Origin of the sequence: Novosphingobium sp. PY1 (assembly GCF_017312445.1) — a bacterium.
Taxonomy (GTDB): Bacteria; Pseudomonadota; Alphaproteobacteria; order Sphingomonadales; family Sphingomonadaceae; genus Novosphingobium.
In genome coordinates, this window is sequence record NZ_BLTI01000008.1 from 309,608 (window position 1) to 325,046 (window position 15,439).

Here is a 15,439-nt window from a genome sequence, read left to right on the forward strand (position 1 = left end):
CAGTCATCCCGGCGAAAGCCGGGATCCGGACGGGGCCCGGTCCCTTACTCCTCGCCCATGCGCAGGGCGGCAATGAAGGCTTCCTGCGGGATGCTGACGTTGCCGTACTCGCGCATGCGGGCCTTGCCCTTCTTCTGCTTTTCCAGAAGCTTCTTCTTGCGGCTGATGTCGCCGCCATAGCACTTGGCGGTAACGTCCTTACGCAGGGCGGCGATGGTTTCGCGGGCGATCACCTTGCCGCCGATCGCGGCCTGGATCGGGATCTTGAACAGGTGGCGCGGGATCAGGTCCTTGAGGCGCTCGCACATGCCGCGGCCGCGTTCCTCGGCGACCGAGCGGTGGACTATCATCGAGAGCGCATCGACCGGCTCGTTGTTGACGAGAATGTTCATCTTCACGAGATCGCCTGCACGCAGGCCGATCTGCTCGTAGTCGAAGCTGGCATAGCCGCGGCTGATCGACTTGAGGCGGTCGTAGAAGTCGAACACCACTTCATTGAGCGGAAGTTCGTAGGTCACTTGGGCGCGCCCGCCGACGTACGTGAGGTCCTTCTGGATACCGCGGCGATCCTGGCATAGCTTCAGGATCGGGCCGAGGTATTCGTCGGGCGTATAGATGACCGCCTTGATCCAAGGCTCCTCGATTTCCTCGATCCGGTTGGGATCGGGATAGTCGGCCGGGTTGTGCAGCTCGATCGTCTGCGCTTCCTCGTTCTTCGAATGCGAAAGCTGGATGCGATAGACGACGCTGGGTGCCGTGGTGATGAGGTCGAGGTCGTATTCGCGGCTGAGGCGCTCCTGGATGATCTCCAGGTGCAACAGGCCGAGGAAACCGCAGCGGAAGCCGAAGCCGAGCGCCGCGCTCGTTTCCATCTCGTAGGTGAAACTGGCGTCGTTGAGGCGCAGCTTGCCGATAGATTCGCGCAGCTTCTCGAAGTCCGCCGCATCGACCGGGAACAGGCCGCAGAAGACCACCGACTGGACTTCCTTGTAGCCGGGCAAAGCCTTGACCGCACCGTTCTTGACCGTGGTGATGGTGTCGCCGACCTTGGCCTGCTCCACTTCCTTGATCTGCGCAGTGATGAAGCCGATCTCGCCGGGGCCGAGTTCGGGCAGGTCGATGCGCTTGGGAGTGAAGCAGCCGACGCGGTCGATCAGATGCTCGGTACCGCCCTGCATGAACTTGACCTGCAGGCCCTTGCGGATCGCGCCGTCCATGACGCGCACCAGAATGACGACGCCGAGGTAGGGATCGTACCAGGAATCGACCAGCAGCGCCTTGAGCGGGGCGTCACGGTCCCCCTGCGGCGCCGGAATTCGCGTAACGATGGCCTCGAGCGTTTCCTCCACGCCGATGCCGGACTTGGCGCTGGCAAGGACAGCCTCGGAGGCGTCGATGCCGATGATGTCCTCGATCTCGGCCTTCACCTTCTCCGGTTCGGCGGCGGGCAGGTCGATCTTGTTGATCACAGGGACGATCTCGTGATCGTGCTCGATCGACTGATAGACGTTGGCAAGCGTCTGCGCCTCGACGCCCTGCGCGGCATCGACCACCAGCAGCGCGCCTTCGCAGGCGGCAAGGCTGCGGCTCACCTCGTAGGCGAAGTCGACGTGGCCGGGCGTGTCCATGAGATTGAGCTCATAGGTCACGCCGTCCTTGGCAGTGTAGTTGAGACGCACCGTCTGCGCCTTGATGGTGATCCCGCGCTCTTTCTCGATGTCCATGTTGTCCAGCACCTGGGCGGACATCTCGCGCTCGGTCAGGCCCCCGGTGAACTGGATCAGCCGGTCGGCAAGCGTCGACTTGCCATGGTCGATATGCGCGATAATCGAGAAATTTCGGATCTGCGAGAGTTCGGTCATGAGTGCGCCGTTAGCAGCGCTTTTCGCACCTGTCAGCCTGCCTTGCGCAGGACTGCCGTTTCCTTCTTCTCGCGCGGGGGACGCGGCGGGGTAAAGACGACCGCTCCCTTTGCATCGATTTCCAGCGAACGGGCGAATTTCACGCCCATCCGGTCTTCCTTGCACCACTGTGCTTCAGCCACCACGACGCAGTTTTCGGCAAGATGAATCGCGAAACGCGTGCCTGCCGGAACGTTCCAGAGCCCCTCCACCAGCGCGCCGGTGCGCGAGATATTGCGGATCGTCGCGTGGTAGCTGTGGGATTCGTGATCGAGCACGACCTTGCGCAGCATTGTCTGGCGTGCGGCGCGCGCCGAACGCGGGCCCCTTGCCTCCGCGATGAGCCCCTCTTCGAGACGGCGGGTCGCCTCCTCGGCGGTCAGGCTGCGTTCGTAGATGTAGCCCTGCACGTGGCTGCAGCCCAACTTGCGCACGAGTTCGAGTTCGTCGAGCGTCTCGACCCCTTCTGCCGTGGTCTCCATGCCAAGCGCTTCGGCAAGGCTGACGATCGAGGCGATGATCGCCCCGTTGCGGCTTCCGGTAACAGTCGCGCCGCGCACGAAGCTCTGGTCGATCTTGATCTTGTCGAACGGCGCCTTTTTCAGATAGCCGAGCGAGGAATAGCCGGTTCCGAAATCGTCGAGTGCGAGCCGTACGCCGACACCCTTCAGCGATGAGAACATCGCCTCGGTCGACTTGTCGTCGCCCAGGAAAACGCTTTCGGTAATCTCGAGTTCGAGGCGGCCGGGGGCGATGCCGGAAGAAGCGATGGCGCTGGTGACGATGGCCGGCAACGCAGGATTGGCAAACTGGAGGGGCGATACGTTCACGGCCACGCGCACGTCGTCGGGCCATGTGGCAAGGTCGCGGCACGCGGTGCGCAGGGCCCACTCGCCGATCTGGCCGACCAGACCGGTTTCCTCGGCTATCGGCACGAACTTGGCCGGGGACATGTAACCATGCTTGGGATGGTTCCAGCGCAGCAGTGCCTCAAAGCCGGTGATCTGTTCGGTCGTGGTTCGCACTTGCGGCTGGTAGTGCAGTTCCAGCGCGCCTTCAGCTATGGCGTCGCGCAAGTCCTGCTCAAGCTGCTGGCGCTCCTGCGCATCGCTATGCAGGTCCTCGTCGTAGAAGTGATGCCGCCCGCGCCCGCCGCCCTTCGCGGCATAGAGTGCAAGGTCGGCATTTCGGATGATCGCTTCCGAGGTGGTGCCGTCGTCCGGACACACCGAGATGCCCACCGATGCGCCGATGACGACGCGGCTGCCTTCGATCGAGTAGGGCTGCGACAGGTTCTCGATGATCCGCCGGGCAAGATGCGCCAGTCCCTCTCGCTGGTGATGCCCGGGAAGCAGTACCTGGAATTCGTCGCCGCCAAGACGCCCGACGCGGCCCATGTTGCCGACGGTCGAGCGCAGGCGATCGGCCACCTGCACCAGAAGGGCGTCGCCCGCCGGGTGGCCCATCGTATCGTTGACCTGCTTGAACCGGTCGAGGTCCAGCAGGAAGACCGCGCAGCTGCGGCTGTCGATGCGCGGCGAATTGAGCAGCTTCTCCAGCCACTCGGACATCTGGAAGCGGTTCGCCAGCTTGGTCAGCGAATCGAATCGGGCCAGCTGGGTCACGTGCTGCTGCGACTTGCGTGTTTCGGTCAGGTCTGTGCCCGAACCGCGAAAGCCCATGAAATTGTTGAACTGGTCGAGCACCGGCCGCCCGCTGATCGACCACCAGCGTTCTTCCTCCTCATCGGTCGCGGCGCGGACCGACAGGTCCTGGAATGAGGACCGGGTGGAGAGGTGGAAGACAAGCGTGCGCTCGCTTTCCTGTTGCTGTCCTTGGAGCACGAAGAGACTGGTGAAGGGTCGACCTTCCAATTCCTCCAACGGCTTGTCCAAGAGCTGGGCGATGCGCGGAGACACATAAACGATCTGCCCGCGCCGGTCGGTTTCCCAGAACCAGCCCTGCCCGGTCTGTTCGTATTCGTTGAGCAGTTCCTCGGCGCGGCGCTGCTCCTTCTCCCGTTCCGCCAGCCTGTCGGCTTCGCGCCTGGCAATGCGGCTCTGGCGAACGCCGAGATAGAGGGCGAGGCAACCGCCCAATGCGAGGAGGACGACGGCGCCGAACGAGCGCGAGACGAAAGTCCCGCTGCTCCAAAGGGCCAGCGTCGCCCCGATGATCGAGGTCGTCCGCCCTTGCAGCAGGGCGGCCGCCACAAGCATGAGAATGACGAACGAATTGACCATGAGCGCCAGATCGAAGTCCGGACTGTACTGACTCCAGCGGACCGTTCCGAAACCGAAGATGCCCATGGGCGCGGCCACGGCGAGGAGCATCAGCGGATAACGCTGCCAGGCCGTGTGATGCAGGGCCTGCTCCCAGCGCGCGAAGATCGGCGAGGCAAGGCAAAGCATTATGGCCACAAGGCCGCACGCAGATGGCAACAGGCCCGGGTAGCTGACCGACAGCAGCCCCATCGCCACCATCATCATGAGCATGACCGGGCCCATCAGTTCCCAGCGGGCCGCGATGAAGAAATGCAAGGGATCGCTGCTCGGCAAGTCGGATCGGAACAGCGCGAAGTTGCCTGTTTCCGTCCTTTCGACCGGCTGCGGCGAATCGGGGCGCTTCGCGAATCCGCTGTCGGCGCCCTGCGAACGCACCGCGCGCGCACTGGACCGCACCTTTTCCAGCGATGTCGGAAGCCCCTTGGATGCCATGACAAGTCTATGCCGTGCGGGGCCTTGCGAAACGGTTAAGTCGCCCCCCGTAGGCACAGGTCCGGCCCATCGGCCAAGCCGTTGCATTATTGCGGCAAATCAGGCGCTCAAAAGCAGGGTTTCTTGGCGATTTCTCTTGCCGATTGCCCCCCGGGCATGCTTGCTTCGGCTCAAAGCAGCTGGACAGCGTCCGCACACCCTGGGAGACTCATTCATGCGGCATATTGCGATCGTCGGTTCCGGGCCTGCCGGCTACTACACAGCGGAAGCGGCGCTCAAGCAGTGGGGAGAAGACGTCAGGGTCGACATTTTCGATACCCTGCCCGTTCCTTTCGGCCTGATCCGCAGCGGCGTTGCGCCCGATCACCAGTCGATCAAGGGCGTGTCGCGCCGCTACGAGGCGACCGCGCTGACCGACAACGTGCGTTTCGTCGGAAACGTGATGATCGGTCGCGACCTGACGATCGGTGAGTTGCAGGCGCTTTACGATGCGGTCATCCTCGCCACCGGCGCCCCCAACGACCGCAAGCTGGGGATTGATGGCGAGGATCTGCCCAACGTCTTCGGCAGCGCCTCTTTCGTCGGCTGGTACAATGGACACCCCGACTTCGCCGAACTCGACCCGGCGCTTTCGCACGATACGGCGGTCATCATCGGCAACGGCAATGTCGCACTCGACGTCGCGCGCATTCTCGCCAAGTCGCAGGCGGAATTCGCTGGGAGCGACATCGTCTCCCATGCCCTGAGCGCGCTCGATGCCTCGAAGATCAGCCGCATCGTAATTCTCGGGCGTCGCGGACCGCACCAGATCGCGATGACGCCCAAGGAACTGGGTGAGCTCGGCCATCTCGAACGCGCATGCCCATGGGTCGATACCGCCGATCTTCCCGACGAAAGCGAGGACGCAGCTCTCGACCCCGGCCAGCGCAAGTCGGTGGGGCACCTGCGCAGCTTTGCCGCGCCCGACCAGGCGGACTGCAAGCCCGGCCAAGTGCTCGTCGAGTTCGACTTCTTCGCCTCGCCCAAGGCGATCGTCGGCACCGAGCGCATCGAGGAAATCGAGGTCGAACGCACCCGACTCGAAGGCGGCAAGGCCATCGGCACGGGCGAGACCTATCGCATTCCTGCCGGGCTCGTGGTCGCTTGCATCGGCTACCAGACATCCAAGATCCCCGACGTGCCTTTCGACGAGCGCAACGGCCGCTTTGCCAACGAGGAAGGCCGAATCTCTCCGGGCCTCTATTGCGTGGGCTGGGCACGGCGCGGGCCGACCGGGACCATCGGCACCAATCGCCCCGACGGCTTCGCCATCATCGAGAAAGTCGCCGAAGACATCGGCGAAGGTGCCGGCAAGGCAGGCCGCCCCGGTTTCGACGCCCTCGCCGCGGAACGGGGCATCAACTATATGAAATTCACCGACTGGCAGAAGATCGACGAGGCCGAAGTCGCCAATGCCCGCGACGGTTCGCCCCGCGAAAAGTTCGTGGCGGTCGAGAAGATGATCGCCGCGGCCAGCAAGCCGTAAGGTCTGCCGCGAAGGAGGCTCGCGGCGCTATTCCACGGGCCTCCTCGAATCGAGCAGGTCCTTCTCCGCCTCGCGCCCTGCCCTGCGTTCCTTCGCGATCATCTCGCTGATCTCGTCGTCTGGGGCGACGTGTTCGGCAGTGACAGGTGGGAGATCGGCCGCCGCGGGGGCCGGCTCAAGCTCGGGCACAGCCTTGCCGGTAACGTCGAGCAGGTTGAGCGGTGCCTGCTGGTCGAAGCGCAGGCGGTAGATCGGTTCGGGCAAGGCGAATCCGGCCGATTCCAGCGCCGCCTTGACGGTGGGAATGGCCTGACTGCGCGCCTTGTACCAATCGGTCTTTTCCTGGTCGATCCAGCCCAGAAAGCGCAGGACGATGTTGGAATCGCCGACGTTTTCCAGCCGCGCGGCCGGTGGCGGATCGGTCAGGACGAAGTCGAGTTTCGTCAGCGCATCTACGCCCAGTTGCCGTGCCGCGGTCGGATCGGAATCGGCATCGATCCCCAGTTCAAAATCGAAGCGCCGCTGCGGATTGCGGGTGTAGTTGAGGATCACCGCCTTGAAGACCATGCCGTTGGGAATGCGCAGGTGGTTGCCGTCCAAAGTCATCAGGATCGTGGCGCGACTCGTCAGGCGGATAACCCGCCCCTCGTACTGGTCGATGACGACCCAGTCGTTGGCGCGGAAGGGTTGCCGCACCGAAAGCATGACTGACGAAACGTAATTCTCGATCGTGTCGCGCATGGCAAAACCCAGCGCGATACCGACGATCCCCGCCCCGCCGAGCACTGCTCCCAAGAGGGCTCCGGCTCCCAGCATCTGCAGCCCGATGACGAGGCCGCCGGTCACGAAGACGAAGCGGATGGCGCTGGCGATGAGTTCGGTGAGAAAATTGCTCGGCGCGAGCCGCCGCCAGATCCACGTCAGGGAGGCGAGGACATAACCGATCAATGAGATAACCAGCGCGACCACCACCGCCGCCGCAACCAGCGGCAACATCTTCACGAAATCGGAGAACTTCTGGGAAAAGACACCCAGAGACTGGACACTCTGCCCAACCGAAACGTCGCGCTTTATGCCGTTTTCGACCGTGACCACACCCAGAATGCGCGATGCGATCTGCTCGGCGCGGTCGATATCCTCGACAGCCGTGACCTTGCCACCCAGGCTCACCACGCCCTGCTGCACGGAAACGGTGACGCGGTTTAGGTTCGGCACGGCCGCGAAAATGCCCTCGATGCGCCGCGCGATCCGCTCGTCCGAACCGCTGTCGCTGGTGGCGTCGATCGTCTGCGCCTGCGTCGGTGCAGGACTGGGCGTTGCGCCCTGATCCAGGCTCGGCAGCAGCGCGGCACGCGCACTCGATGGAAAGGCAGCGCTTGCCCCGATAATCAGCAGGAGCACGGCCGGCATGAGGCGCCATGACCGTAGGCCGCTCTCCCGACCTGGCCTCGTTTGGGTCCCCATCATGCCTCCTCGTCTCCGGCTAGCGTGCAGGATGGAGGCTGTGGCCTGCGAGCGATCCTGTCAAATGCCTGAAAAGGAAAAGGGCCGGAAGCTTGTCGCTCCGGCCCTTCTGCCTTGTTCCAGAACCTTGCGGTCAGACACGCATCGGCATCAGGACGTAGAGCGCCGGGCTCTTTTCGTCCTGACGGATGAGCGTCGGCGCACCGGCGTCAGCGAGGTGCATTTCCACGCTGTCACCCTCGATCTGGCCGAGGATGTCCTTGAGGTAATTGGCATTGAAGCCGATCTCGAAGCCTTCCGAAGCGTATTCGGCAGGGACTTCCTCAGCCGCGGTGCCGTTGTCGGGCGAGGTCACCGAAAGCGTGACGCGGTCCGGCTCAAGCGCCATCTTCACTGCACGGGTCTTTTCGGTGGCGATGGTCGCCACGCGGTCCACGCCTTCGAAGAAGCTGCGCGGATCGACCCGCAGCAGCTTGTCGTTCCCGGTCGGGATGACCCGCGTATAGTCCGGGAAGGTTCCGTCGATCAGCTTGCTGGTCAGGACGACGCCGTTCTCACCACCCAGCGTGAAGCGGATCTTCGAGGCCGACAGGTCGATCAGGACATTGGTGTCCAGCGCCTCTTCCAGCAGCTTGCGCAGTTCGGCCACGCATTTGCGCGGAACGATCACGTCGGGCATGCCCTCTGCGCCGTCGGGACGCTTGATCGTGAAGCGGGCGAGACGGTGACCGTCAGTGGCCGCAGCCTTCAACTCCTCGTCCGAGACATGCAGGAAGATACCGTTGAGATAGTAGCGCGTTTCCTCGGTCGAGATTGCGAAACGGGTTCGGTCGATCATCTGCGCCAGGGTGGCGGCAGGGATCTCGAAGCTCGTCGGCAATTCGCCCTCGGCGATGACCGGGAAGTCGTCACGCGGCAGGGTCGGAAGCTGGAAGCGGCTGCGCCCGGCCTTCACGACCATGCGGTTGTCGGCGGCATCAAGACTGACCTGACTGCCTTCGGGCAGCTTGCGGGCAATGTCGAAAAGAAGGTGCGCGGAAACCGTGACCGATCCCGGCGTGTCGACCGAGACCGCGCTCAGGTTCTCAACCACCTGGATGTCCAGGTCGGTCGCCATGATCCGCAGTGAACCACCCGCGGCTGCCTCGATCAGCACGTTCGAGAGAATGGGAATGGTATTGCGCCGCTCAACGACTGACTGCACGTGGGACAGGCATCGCAGGAGCGTGGAACGTTCGATCGTGGCCTTCATGATAGCCTCAGGTCCCCCTTGCTAGGCCTAGGGATCGGGTGATCCCGAATTTCAGGACGAATATCTCTAACGCACCGCAGCGAAGCGGCAAGCATCAAGTGCGGGCATTCCGGCGAATCTGGGGATAAATGCGGAGTTTTCCCGCGATTTTCGGACCTTGATCACTTCACCCCCGATCCCTCGTCCCGAAGCAGGACGGGGTTGCCCCGGCATCCATTAGGTCACATGTACCACGCACACCGCATCGCGAGCGAACCGGACGACCGGGAAAGGAGTGACTTGGCCAACTTCCTGCGCATCGAACGCGAGACACGAGACGGAGAAGCGCGCCCGATCTCCCTCAAGGAATGGAGCGAGGCCATCGACAATGTCGATGGCGTGCGCCTGTGCGTCGGCGATGCCTCGGTGCGCAATCCGCTGACCAAGGAAAACGTGATCATCCCCAACCGGGGCGGCGATGCCGAAATCTTCCGCGAGGACTGCAACCGCTGGCTGCGGGTCCTGTGGTGGTCGCCTCACGGGTCGATCCACTTCACTGCGCCGGAAAGCAGCGACGACCCGCTGCTGGTCACCGCGCGCGCCTTGGCCGGTCAACTCGAGGCCAGGATCGTGGGCGACGAGGGAGAAATCTGAGACGCCCCCTCGCCACCTGAAACCCTGTCAGATCATCACCATGCCGCCGTTGACGTGGATCGTCTGGCCGGTGACGTAGCCGGCTTCCTTCGAAGCCAGGAACACGGTGGCGGCTGCGATGTCATCGCCCTCGCCCATGCGGCCCATCGGGATCTTCGCATTGAGCGCTTCCTTCTGGGCATCGGGCAGCACGTCGGTCATCGCGGTGCGGATGAAGCCCGGCGCGATGCAGTTCACGGTCACGTTGCGGCTGGCAAGTTCCTGAGCGAGGCTCTTCGACATGGCGGTGATGCCGCCCTTCGCCGCGCAATAGTTCATCTGCCCCGGATTGCCGGTGGTGCCGACGACCGAAGTGACGTTGATGATGCGGCCGAAGCGGGCCTTCATCATCGGCTTGGTCACCGCGCGCATCAGGCGGAAGGTGGATTCGAGGTTGACCTTGATCACCGCGTCCCACTCCTCGTCCTTCATGCGCATGGCGAGGTTGTCGCGCGTGATGCCCGCATTGTTGACGAGGATGTCGATCTTGCCGAGCGTCTCGAGTGCGGCCGGAACCAGCTTCTCGACGTCTTCGGGGTTCGACAGGTTGCAGGCGATGGCGACATGGTCGACTTCCTGCAGGTGCTGCGGGGTGTGCTCGTCCAGCTCATCGCGGAAAATCCGCAGCTTTTCGGCGTTGGAACCGGAAATCACGAGGCGGGCGCCCTGCGAGGCGAGCGCGCGGGCGATCGAGGAACCGATGCCGCCCGAGGCACCGGTTACAAGAGCAGTCATTCCGTGAAGATCGAACATTGGGGAAACTCCTTGAGACGTCGTGCCGGCACCTTCCGGCAAGCGCGGAACCGGCATCGCTGGCGCATTCGGCAGACCGCAGTCTCTTCGAACCGCCAGTGCTCCCGGGTCAAGCCCGGGACGACGTTTTCACAATACCTTTGCCAGTTCTTCGATCTCGGCCATCGAGGTAGCCGAGGCGACTTCGACCTCGCCGGCCGAACGCTTGATCATCGGGCCGACGACTTTGCCGCCGATCTCGACGAAGTTCTCGACGCCCGCTTCCTTCATCGCGATCGCGCTTTCGCGCCAGCGCACGCGGCCGGTGACCTGCTCGACGAGCAGGCGGCGCACTTCCGCGGGATCGGTGACGACGCCTGCAGTCACGTTGGCGAAGAGCGCGACCTGCAAGGTGCCGGGAGCGGTCTTCTCCAGCGCCTCGGCCATGGCATCGGCAGCCGGCTGCATCAACGGGCAGTGGAACGGCGCGGAAACCGGCAGCGCAATGCCGCGCTTGATACCGAAATCCTTGACGAGGCCGATAGCGCGCTCGATCGCGCCCTTGTGGCCCGAGATCACGACCTGGGTCGGATCGTTGTCATTGGCGACGGCGCAGACTTCGCCCTCGGCAGCAGCCTCGGCCAGTGCAGTCGCCTTCTCGATGTCGGCACCCAGCAGCGCCGCCATGGCGCCCACGCCCACCGGCACGGCTGCCTGCATCGACTGGCCGCGCAGCTTCAGCAGGCGCGCGGTGTCTGCAAGGCTGAAGGCCCCGGCAGCGCACAACGCGGTATATTCACCCAGCGAGTGGCCGGCGACGAAGTCCGCCTTGTCCGCCAGCGCGATCCCGCCTTCCTTTTCCAATACGCGCAGCACTGCAATGGCATTGGCCATGATCGCCGGCTGGGCGTTCTCGGTAAGGGTCAGTTCCTCTTCGGGGCCCTGCGTCATGATCTTGAACATGCCCTGGCCGAGTGCGTCGTCGACCTCTTCGAAAACCTCGCGGGCGACCGCGCTGGCTTGGGCAAGTTCTGCACCCATGCCGACCTTCTGGCTGCCCTGCCCCGGAAAAACAAAAGCACGCATCTTATCTGTCCTCCATCCTCGCGGGTTTGCGGCCAAGGCTCCTGCGTGGAAGCTGTCCTGACGAGGAAAGCGGCAGCGCTTATTGTCACAGGGCCCTGAGGGCAACCCCCTTGTGGCTCACATCAGTTGAAGGAAATCTCGCGGATCACGCCCTTCGACATGTCTCCGGCGCACTTGCGGACATAGTCATAGAAGCCCGTAAGCGACTCTACCGGCTGATAAAGTTCGAGCATGTGGCCATAGCGCGCGATCGTATCGACGAAAACATAACGGAAGCCATCGGTCATCGCGGCGTCGAGGGCGATTTCATGGCCCTGCGCCTCAAATTCGGCGGCCGCCTGCGCCACGTCGTCCACGAAGAGCGCGACATGGTGCATCCCGCCCTGCCCCGATCCTTCCGGATAGACGTCGTGAAAGGCCGACGGCCCAGGATTATTCTGCTGGCAGAACTCGATCATCACTTCGCCCCACTGACCGTAGGCACTGGAATGATCGAGCTCGCGCTCGACACCCCGGTGCAAGGCCCGGGTCAGCGGAATATGTTCGGCCACGAAGTAAGGGCCCGAGCCGAAGGTCTCGCTATGAGCCAGGGCGGCGGCGCGGATGTCGGGCACGAAGTAGGCGATCTGGCGGATCGGAAGGTTCGGCATCGTCTCTCCTCGGTATTCTTGTCGGGAGCGATGCTGCGCTTCTCTTCAGCCGAAGGGAACTATCTTATTGGCTGCGTCGTGCCCGATGTCGGCCGATCCCAGGAACGGGATCGCGTGGCGTTCGCACCAGTGGCGGGCGATCTCCTCGGCATCGCAGCCGAAGGGCCGGTCGTTCTCGGGAACGTCGCTCACCCGCCCGAGGCGCAGGCCGGCAATGCCGCCCAGATGCGCCGTCAGATGAAAGAAGAGCCGGTCCACAGCGTAGAGATACTCCGAAACTTCCTCGACCATCACGACGTGCCGGGCGAGGCCAGGCATCAGCCGCGTCCCGCACAGCATCGAGAGCGTCATGAGGTTGAAGGCCACACTCGGATGGCTCTCCAGCGAAGATTCGAGGCCCGATCTGTCTCCGCCAATGAAGCCCAGCGTGCGGCGGATCGCATCCTCGCCGCCTTGCCGCCGGATGTCGGCAAGCATCGGCGCATGTACGGATTTGCCGATCCTCGCGCGATAGAAAGCGCCCAGTAGGTAACCGGCATCGGAATAGCCCAGCCAGGTCTTGTTCTGCGCGACATGGGAGAAGCGGTCTATCGCATCCTCGGCAATCCGGCAGGCTCCATAGCCTCCGCGCGCGAACCACACAGCATCGAAGCCCGGATCGTTCGCGCATTCCACCAGCACATCGAGACGCCGCGAGTCGCTGCCGGCGAAATGGCCTTCGACTTCGAAGCACTGCGGGTGAACATGCAACTCCAAACCGGGAAATTCCACGGCCGCCAGAGCCGCGACGCGTTCCGCGTCCTCGTGGGTGATCGGGGTGGACGGTGCACAAACTGCGATGCGGGTCATGCTCCCTTCCTATCGAGGTTGTCAGGACGGGCAAGGCCGCATACCGAAGCGCACATGACAGACACGAAAGCCCTCACGACCCATCCCTGGTTTTTCTGCGGAATCGGCGGCTCGGGCATGCTTCCGCTGGCCCTGATTCTCAAGGGCCTGGGCGCGCAAGTCGAGGGCTCCGACCGCAGCCGCGACCAGGGGCGCACGCCGCAGAAATTCGCGTGGCTGGAAGAGCTGGGCTTCACCCTGTTCCCGCAGGACGGCAGCGGCATGCGCTCCAGCGCGCAGACGCTCGTGGCCTCCGCTGCGGTCGAGGATACCGTGCCCGAAGTCGTGCGCTCCGGGGAACTGGGCTGCGCGCGCATGAGCCGGGCCGAGCTGCTGGCGACCCTGTTCAATGCTGCCCCGGCGGGAATCGCCATCGGCGGGACCAGCGGAAAGTCGACCGTTACCGGCATGACCGGGTGGATCCTGACCGAGGCCGGACGAGACCCGACGATCATGAACGGCGCGGTGATGAAGAACTTCGCCACGCCCGACGCGCCTTTCGCGAGCGCGCGGGTGGGCCAAGGCGATGTCTTCGTCTCCGAAGTCGACGAAAGCGACGGCTCGATCGCACTGTACCGGCCCAAGGTGGCCGTACTCGGCAATGTCAGCCTCGATCACAAGAGCCTGGAGGAACTGCGCCAGCTCTTCGGCGATTTCCTCGCTCATGCCGAAACTGCCGCGATCAATCTCGACGATGCCGAGACTGCCGCGCTCGCGCCGCGGGCTCGCAAGCTGGTAACCTTCGGGATTGCCTCGCCCGAGGCGCAGATCGTAGCAGGAGAAATCGCCGAGGGCGCAACCGGCCTTGCCGCCACGATCACCGACCGGCGCGACGGATCGGCCCATGCGCTCAAGCTCAGGGTACCGGGACGCCATAACCTCTACAACGCGCTGGCCGCGATTGCCGCTGCCAATGCCTGCGGTGTCGGTGTGGCCGACGCCGTGGCTGCGCTCGGATCGTTCGAGGGGCTGGCGCGCCGGTTCGACATCGTCGGCACTTCGCCCTCTGGCGTGACCGTGATCGACGATTTCGGGCACAATCCGGACAAGGTTTCGGCCACGCTGGCGACGCTCAAAGCGCATGAGGGACGTGTGATCGCCTTCTTCCAGCCCCATGGCTTCGGCCCCTTGCGCCAGATGGGCGCGGAACTGGCCGAAGTGCTTGCGGCCAGGCTGGGCCCCGAGGACATCACGATCCTTTGCGATCCGGTCTATTTCGGCGGTACGGTCGACCGTTCCGAGGGCAGCGAACGCATCGTGCGCCTGATCCGCGAGGCGGGCGGGAAAGCCGAGCACGTTCCCGCTCGCAGCGATTGCGCGGATCGCATCGTCGAGATGGCCCGCCCCGGGGACCGCATCGTCGTGATGGGCGCGCGTGACGATACCCTGACCACCTTCGCGCGCGGCATCCTCAACCGCCTGCCCTGACAGGGGCGAGCGGCGCTCGCAAGTCAGTGTGCGGTGCCGCGTGCCTTCGCAATCAGGTGGACAGCCAGGGCAATTACCGTCCCAAGGACAATGCCGACCATTGCTGATGCCAGGGCATAGCTGACCCAGCCAAGTATACCGCCAAGCGCTCCCGCCGCAGCTTCGACGGTGTGCTGAAAGTCATGCGCCAGATGCGCTGGATAGCCTAGGCCAAGCTCCTCGAGGCCATGGAGAATGATCCCGCCGCCAACCCAGAGCATCGCCAGCGTGCCGACCGTGCTCAGCAGCGCCAACACCTTGGGCATCGCCCTGAGCAACACACGCCCGACGCTCTGCGCCGCGCGGCTTTCCTTTTGTGCGAGATGCAGGCCGATGTCATCCATCTTCACGATCAGCGCGACGGCGCCATAGACGACTGCAGTGATCAGCACGCCGACCACGGCCAGCGCTGCCGCACGCGAGAGGAACGAACTGTCGGCCACTTCCGACAGCGCGATCGCCATGATCTCGGCCGACAGGATCAGGTCGGTGCGGATCGCTCCCGATACGCGGGTCTTCTCGAATGCCGCGATGTCTTCGACCGGGGTCTCCAGCGTTTCCCCGTGCTGCGCCCCGCCCAGCTTCTCGATGACTTTCTCCGCGCCCTCGAAGGCGAGGTAGAGGCCGCCCAGCATCAGGATCGGCGTGATCGCCCAAGGCAGGAAGGCGCTGAGCAGCAGCGCGATCGGCAGCAGGATCAACAGCTTGTTGCGCAGGCTGCCCTTGGTGATCTGCCAGATGATCGGCAATTCGCGGTCGGGCGTAAACTCGGTGACGTAGCCGGGCGTCACGGCCGCATCGTCGATGACGACGCCCGCCGCCTTGCTGCCGGCCTTGGCCACCCCTGCCCCGACATCGTCGAGCGAGGCCGCGGCGGCGCGGGCGATAACCGATACGTCGTCGAGCAGGGCAACTAGACCGGTAGCCATCTAAGCCGATTTCCTTCGTGTCGCTGTTTCCAGCTTGAGAACGCGTGCATGTCCGCAGAAGCTGCAAGGATCAAGAAAAAGGCGCGCAAGGCCCGGGAAAACCGCCGATTTTACCTGGCACTCGTCTCCTCTGCGGCCACTTCGGGGAGAGAAAAA

At 63.9% G+C, this 15,439-nt stretch carries 12 protein-coding genes; 3 read left to right on the plus strand and 9 right to left on the minus strand.

Annotated features, from left to right (window positions below; all coding sequences use genetic code 11):
- Window positions 1–44 precede the first annotated feature (44 nt).
- Both lepA and J3474_RS12835 read right to left on the minus strand, forming a co-directional pair.
- Window positions 45–1,862 (minus strand): translation elongation factor 4, encoded by a 1,818-nt coding sequence (gene lepA / locus J3474_RS12830; RefSeq protein WP_007011142.1) that lies wholly within the window; start codon window positions 1,860–1,862, stop codon window positions 45–47.
- A 32-nt stretch (window positions 1,863–1,894) separates the two neighbouring features.
- Window positions 1,895–4,618: an EAL domain-containing protein gene (locus tag J3474_RS12835; protein WP_207094467.1), complete on the minus strand. Its 2,724-nt coding sequence runs from the start codon at window positions 4,616–4,618 to the stop codon at window positions 1,895–1,897.
- Window positions 4,619–4,832: 214 nt separating this feature from the next.
- Here J3474_RS12835 and J3474_RS12840 point away from each other — a divergent pair, with 214 nt between their 5' ends.
- On the plus strand, window positions 4,833–6,143 hold the full coding sequence (locus J3474_RS12840) for an FAD-dependent oxidoreductase (RefSeq protein WP_207094468.1): 1,311 nt from the start codon (window positions 4,833–4,835) through the stop codon (window positions 6,141–6,143).
- Window positions 6,144–6,170: 27 nt separating this feature from the next.
- Here the strand turns inward: J3474_RS12840 and J3474_RS12845 are convergent, their stop codons facing one another.
- Together J3474_RS12845 and dnaN are read right to left on the minus strand one after the other, a co-directional pair.
- Window positions 6,171–7,553: a mechanosensitive ion channel family protein gene (locus J3474_RS12845; protein WP_207094469.1), complete on the minus strand. Its 1,383-nt coding sequence runs from the start codon at window positions 7,551–7,553 to the stop codon at window positions 6,171–6,173.
- Between the two features lie 187 nt (window positions 7,554–7,740).
- Window positions 7,741–8,859 carry a DNA polymerase III subunit beta gene (gene dnaN / locus J3474_RS12850; protein WP_007011146.1) on the minus strand — a complete coding sequence of 373 codons (1,119 nt, stop codon included), beginning with the start codon at window positions 8,857–8,859 and terminating at the stop codon, window positions 7,741–7,743.
- Window positions 8,860–9,084: 225 nt separating this feature from the next.
- Here dnaN and J3474_RS12855 point away from each other — a divergent pair, with 225 nt between their 5' ends.
- A complete protein-coding gene (locus J3474_RS12855; RefSeq protein ID WP_242528394.1) occupies window positions 9,085–9,492 on the plus strand; it encodes a hypothetical protein in 408 nt (135 codons plus the stop codon).
- Window positions 9,493–9,519: 27 nt separating this feature from the next.
- On the opposite strand, the gene fabG is transcribed toward J3474_RS12855, so the two are convergent.
- The 4 genes from fabG to J3474_RS12875 all read right to left on the minus strand — a co-directional run bounded on the left by fabG (window position 9,520) and on the right by J3474_RS12875 (window position 12,848).
- The gene (gene fabG, locus J3474_RS12860; RefSeq protein ID WP_007011148.1) at window positions 9,520–10,284 is read right to left on the minus strand and encodes a 3-oxoacyl-[acyl-carrier-protein] reductase; all 765 of its coding nucleotides are present in this window, start codon (window positions 10,282–10,284) and stop codon (window positions 9,520–9,522) included.
- Window positions 10,285–10,413: 129 nt separating this feature from the next.
- The gene (fabD, locus tag J3474_RS12865) at window positions 10,414–11,349 is read right to left on the minus strand and encodes an ACP S-malonyltransferase (RefSeq protein ID WP_207094470.1); all 936 of its coding nucleotides are present in this window, start codon (window positions 11,347–11,349) and stop codon (window positions 10,414–10,416) included.
- Window positions 11,350–11,471: 122 nt separating this feature from the next.
- Window positions 11,472–11,999, minus strand: coding sequence for a VOC family protein (locus J3474_RS12870; protein WP_013833299.1), 528 nt, complete (start codon window positions 11,997–11,999; stop codon window positions 11,472–11,474).
- A 45-nt stretch (window positions 12,000–12,044) separates the two neighbouring features.
- Window positions 12,045–12,848, minus strand: a complete 804-nt coding sequence (locus J3474_RS12875) for an LD-carboxypeptidase (protein WP_207094471.1) — start codon at window positions 12,846–12,848, stop codon at window positions 12,045–12,047.
- A 54-nt stretch (window positions 12,849–12,902) separates the two neighbouring features.
- On the opposite strand from J3474_RS12875, the gene J3474_RS12880 reads away from it, so the two are divergent.
- Complete coding sequence (locus J3474_RS12880; RefSeq protein WP_207094472.1) at window positions 12,903–14,315, plus strand: glutamate ligase domain-containing protein; 1,413 nt, start codon at window positions 12,903–12,905, stop codon at window positions 14,313–14,315.
- Between the two features lie 23 nt (window positions 14,316–14,338).
- Here the strand turns inward: J3474_RS12880 and J3474_RS12885 are convergent, their stop codons facing one another.
- A complete protein-coding gene (locus tag J3474_RS12885) occupies window positions 14,339–15,283 on the minus strand; it encodes a DUF808 domain-containing protein (RefSeq protein WP_207094473.1) in 945 nt (314 codons plus the stop codon).
- Between the last annotated feature and the right edge of the window lie 156 nt (window positions 15,284–15,439).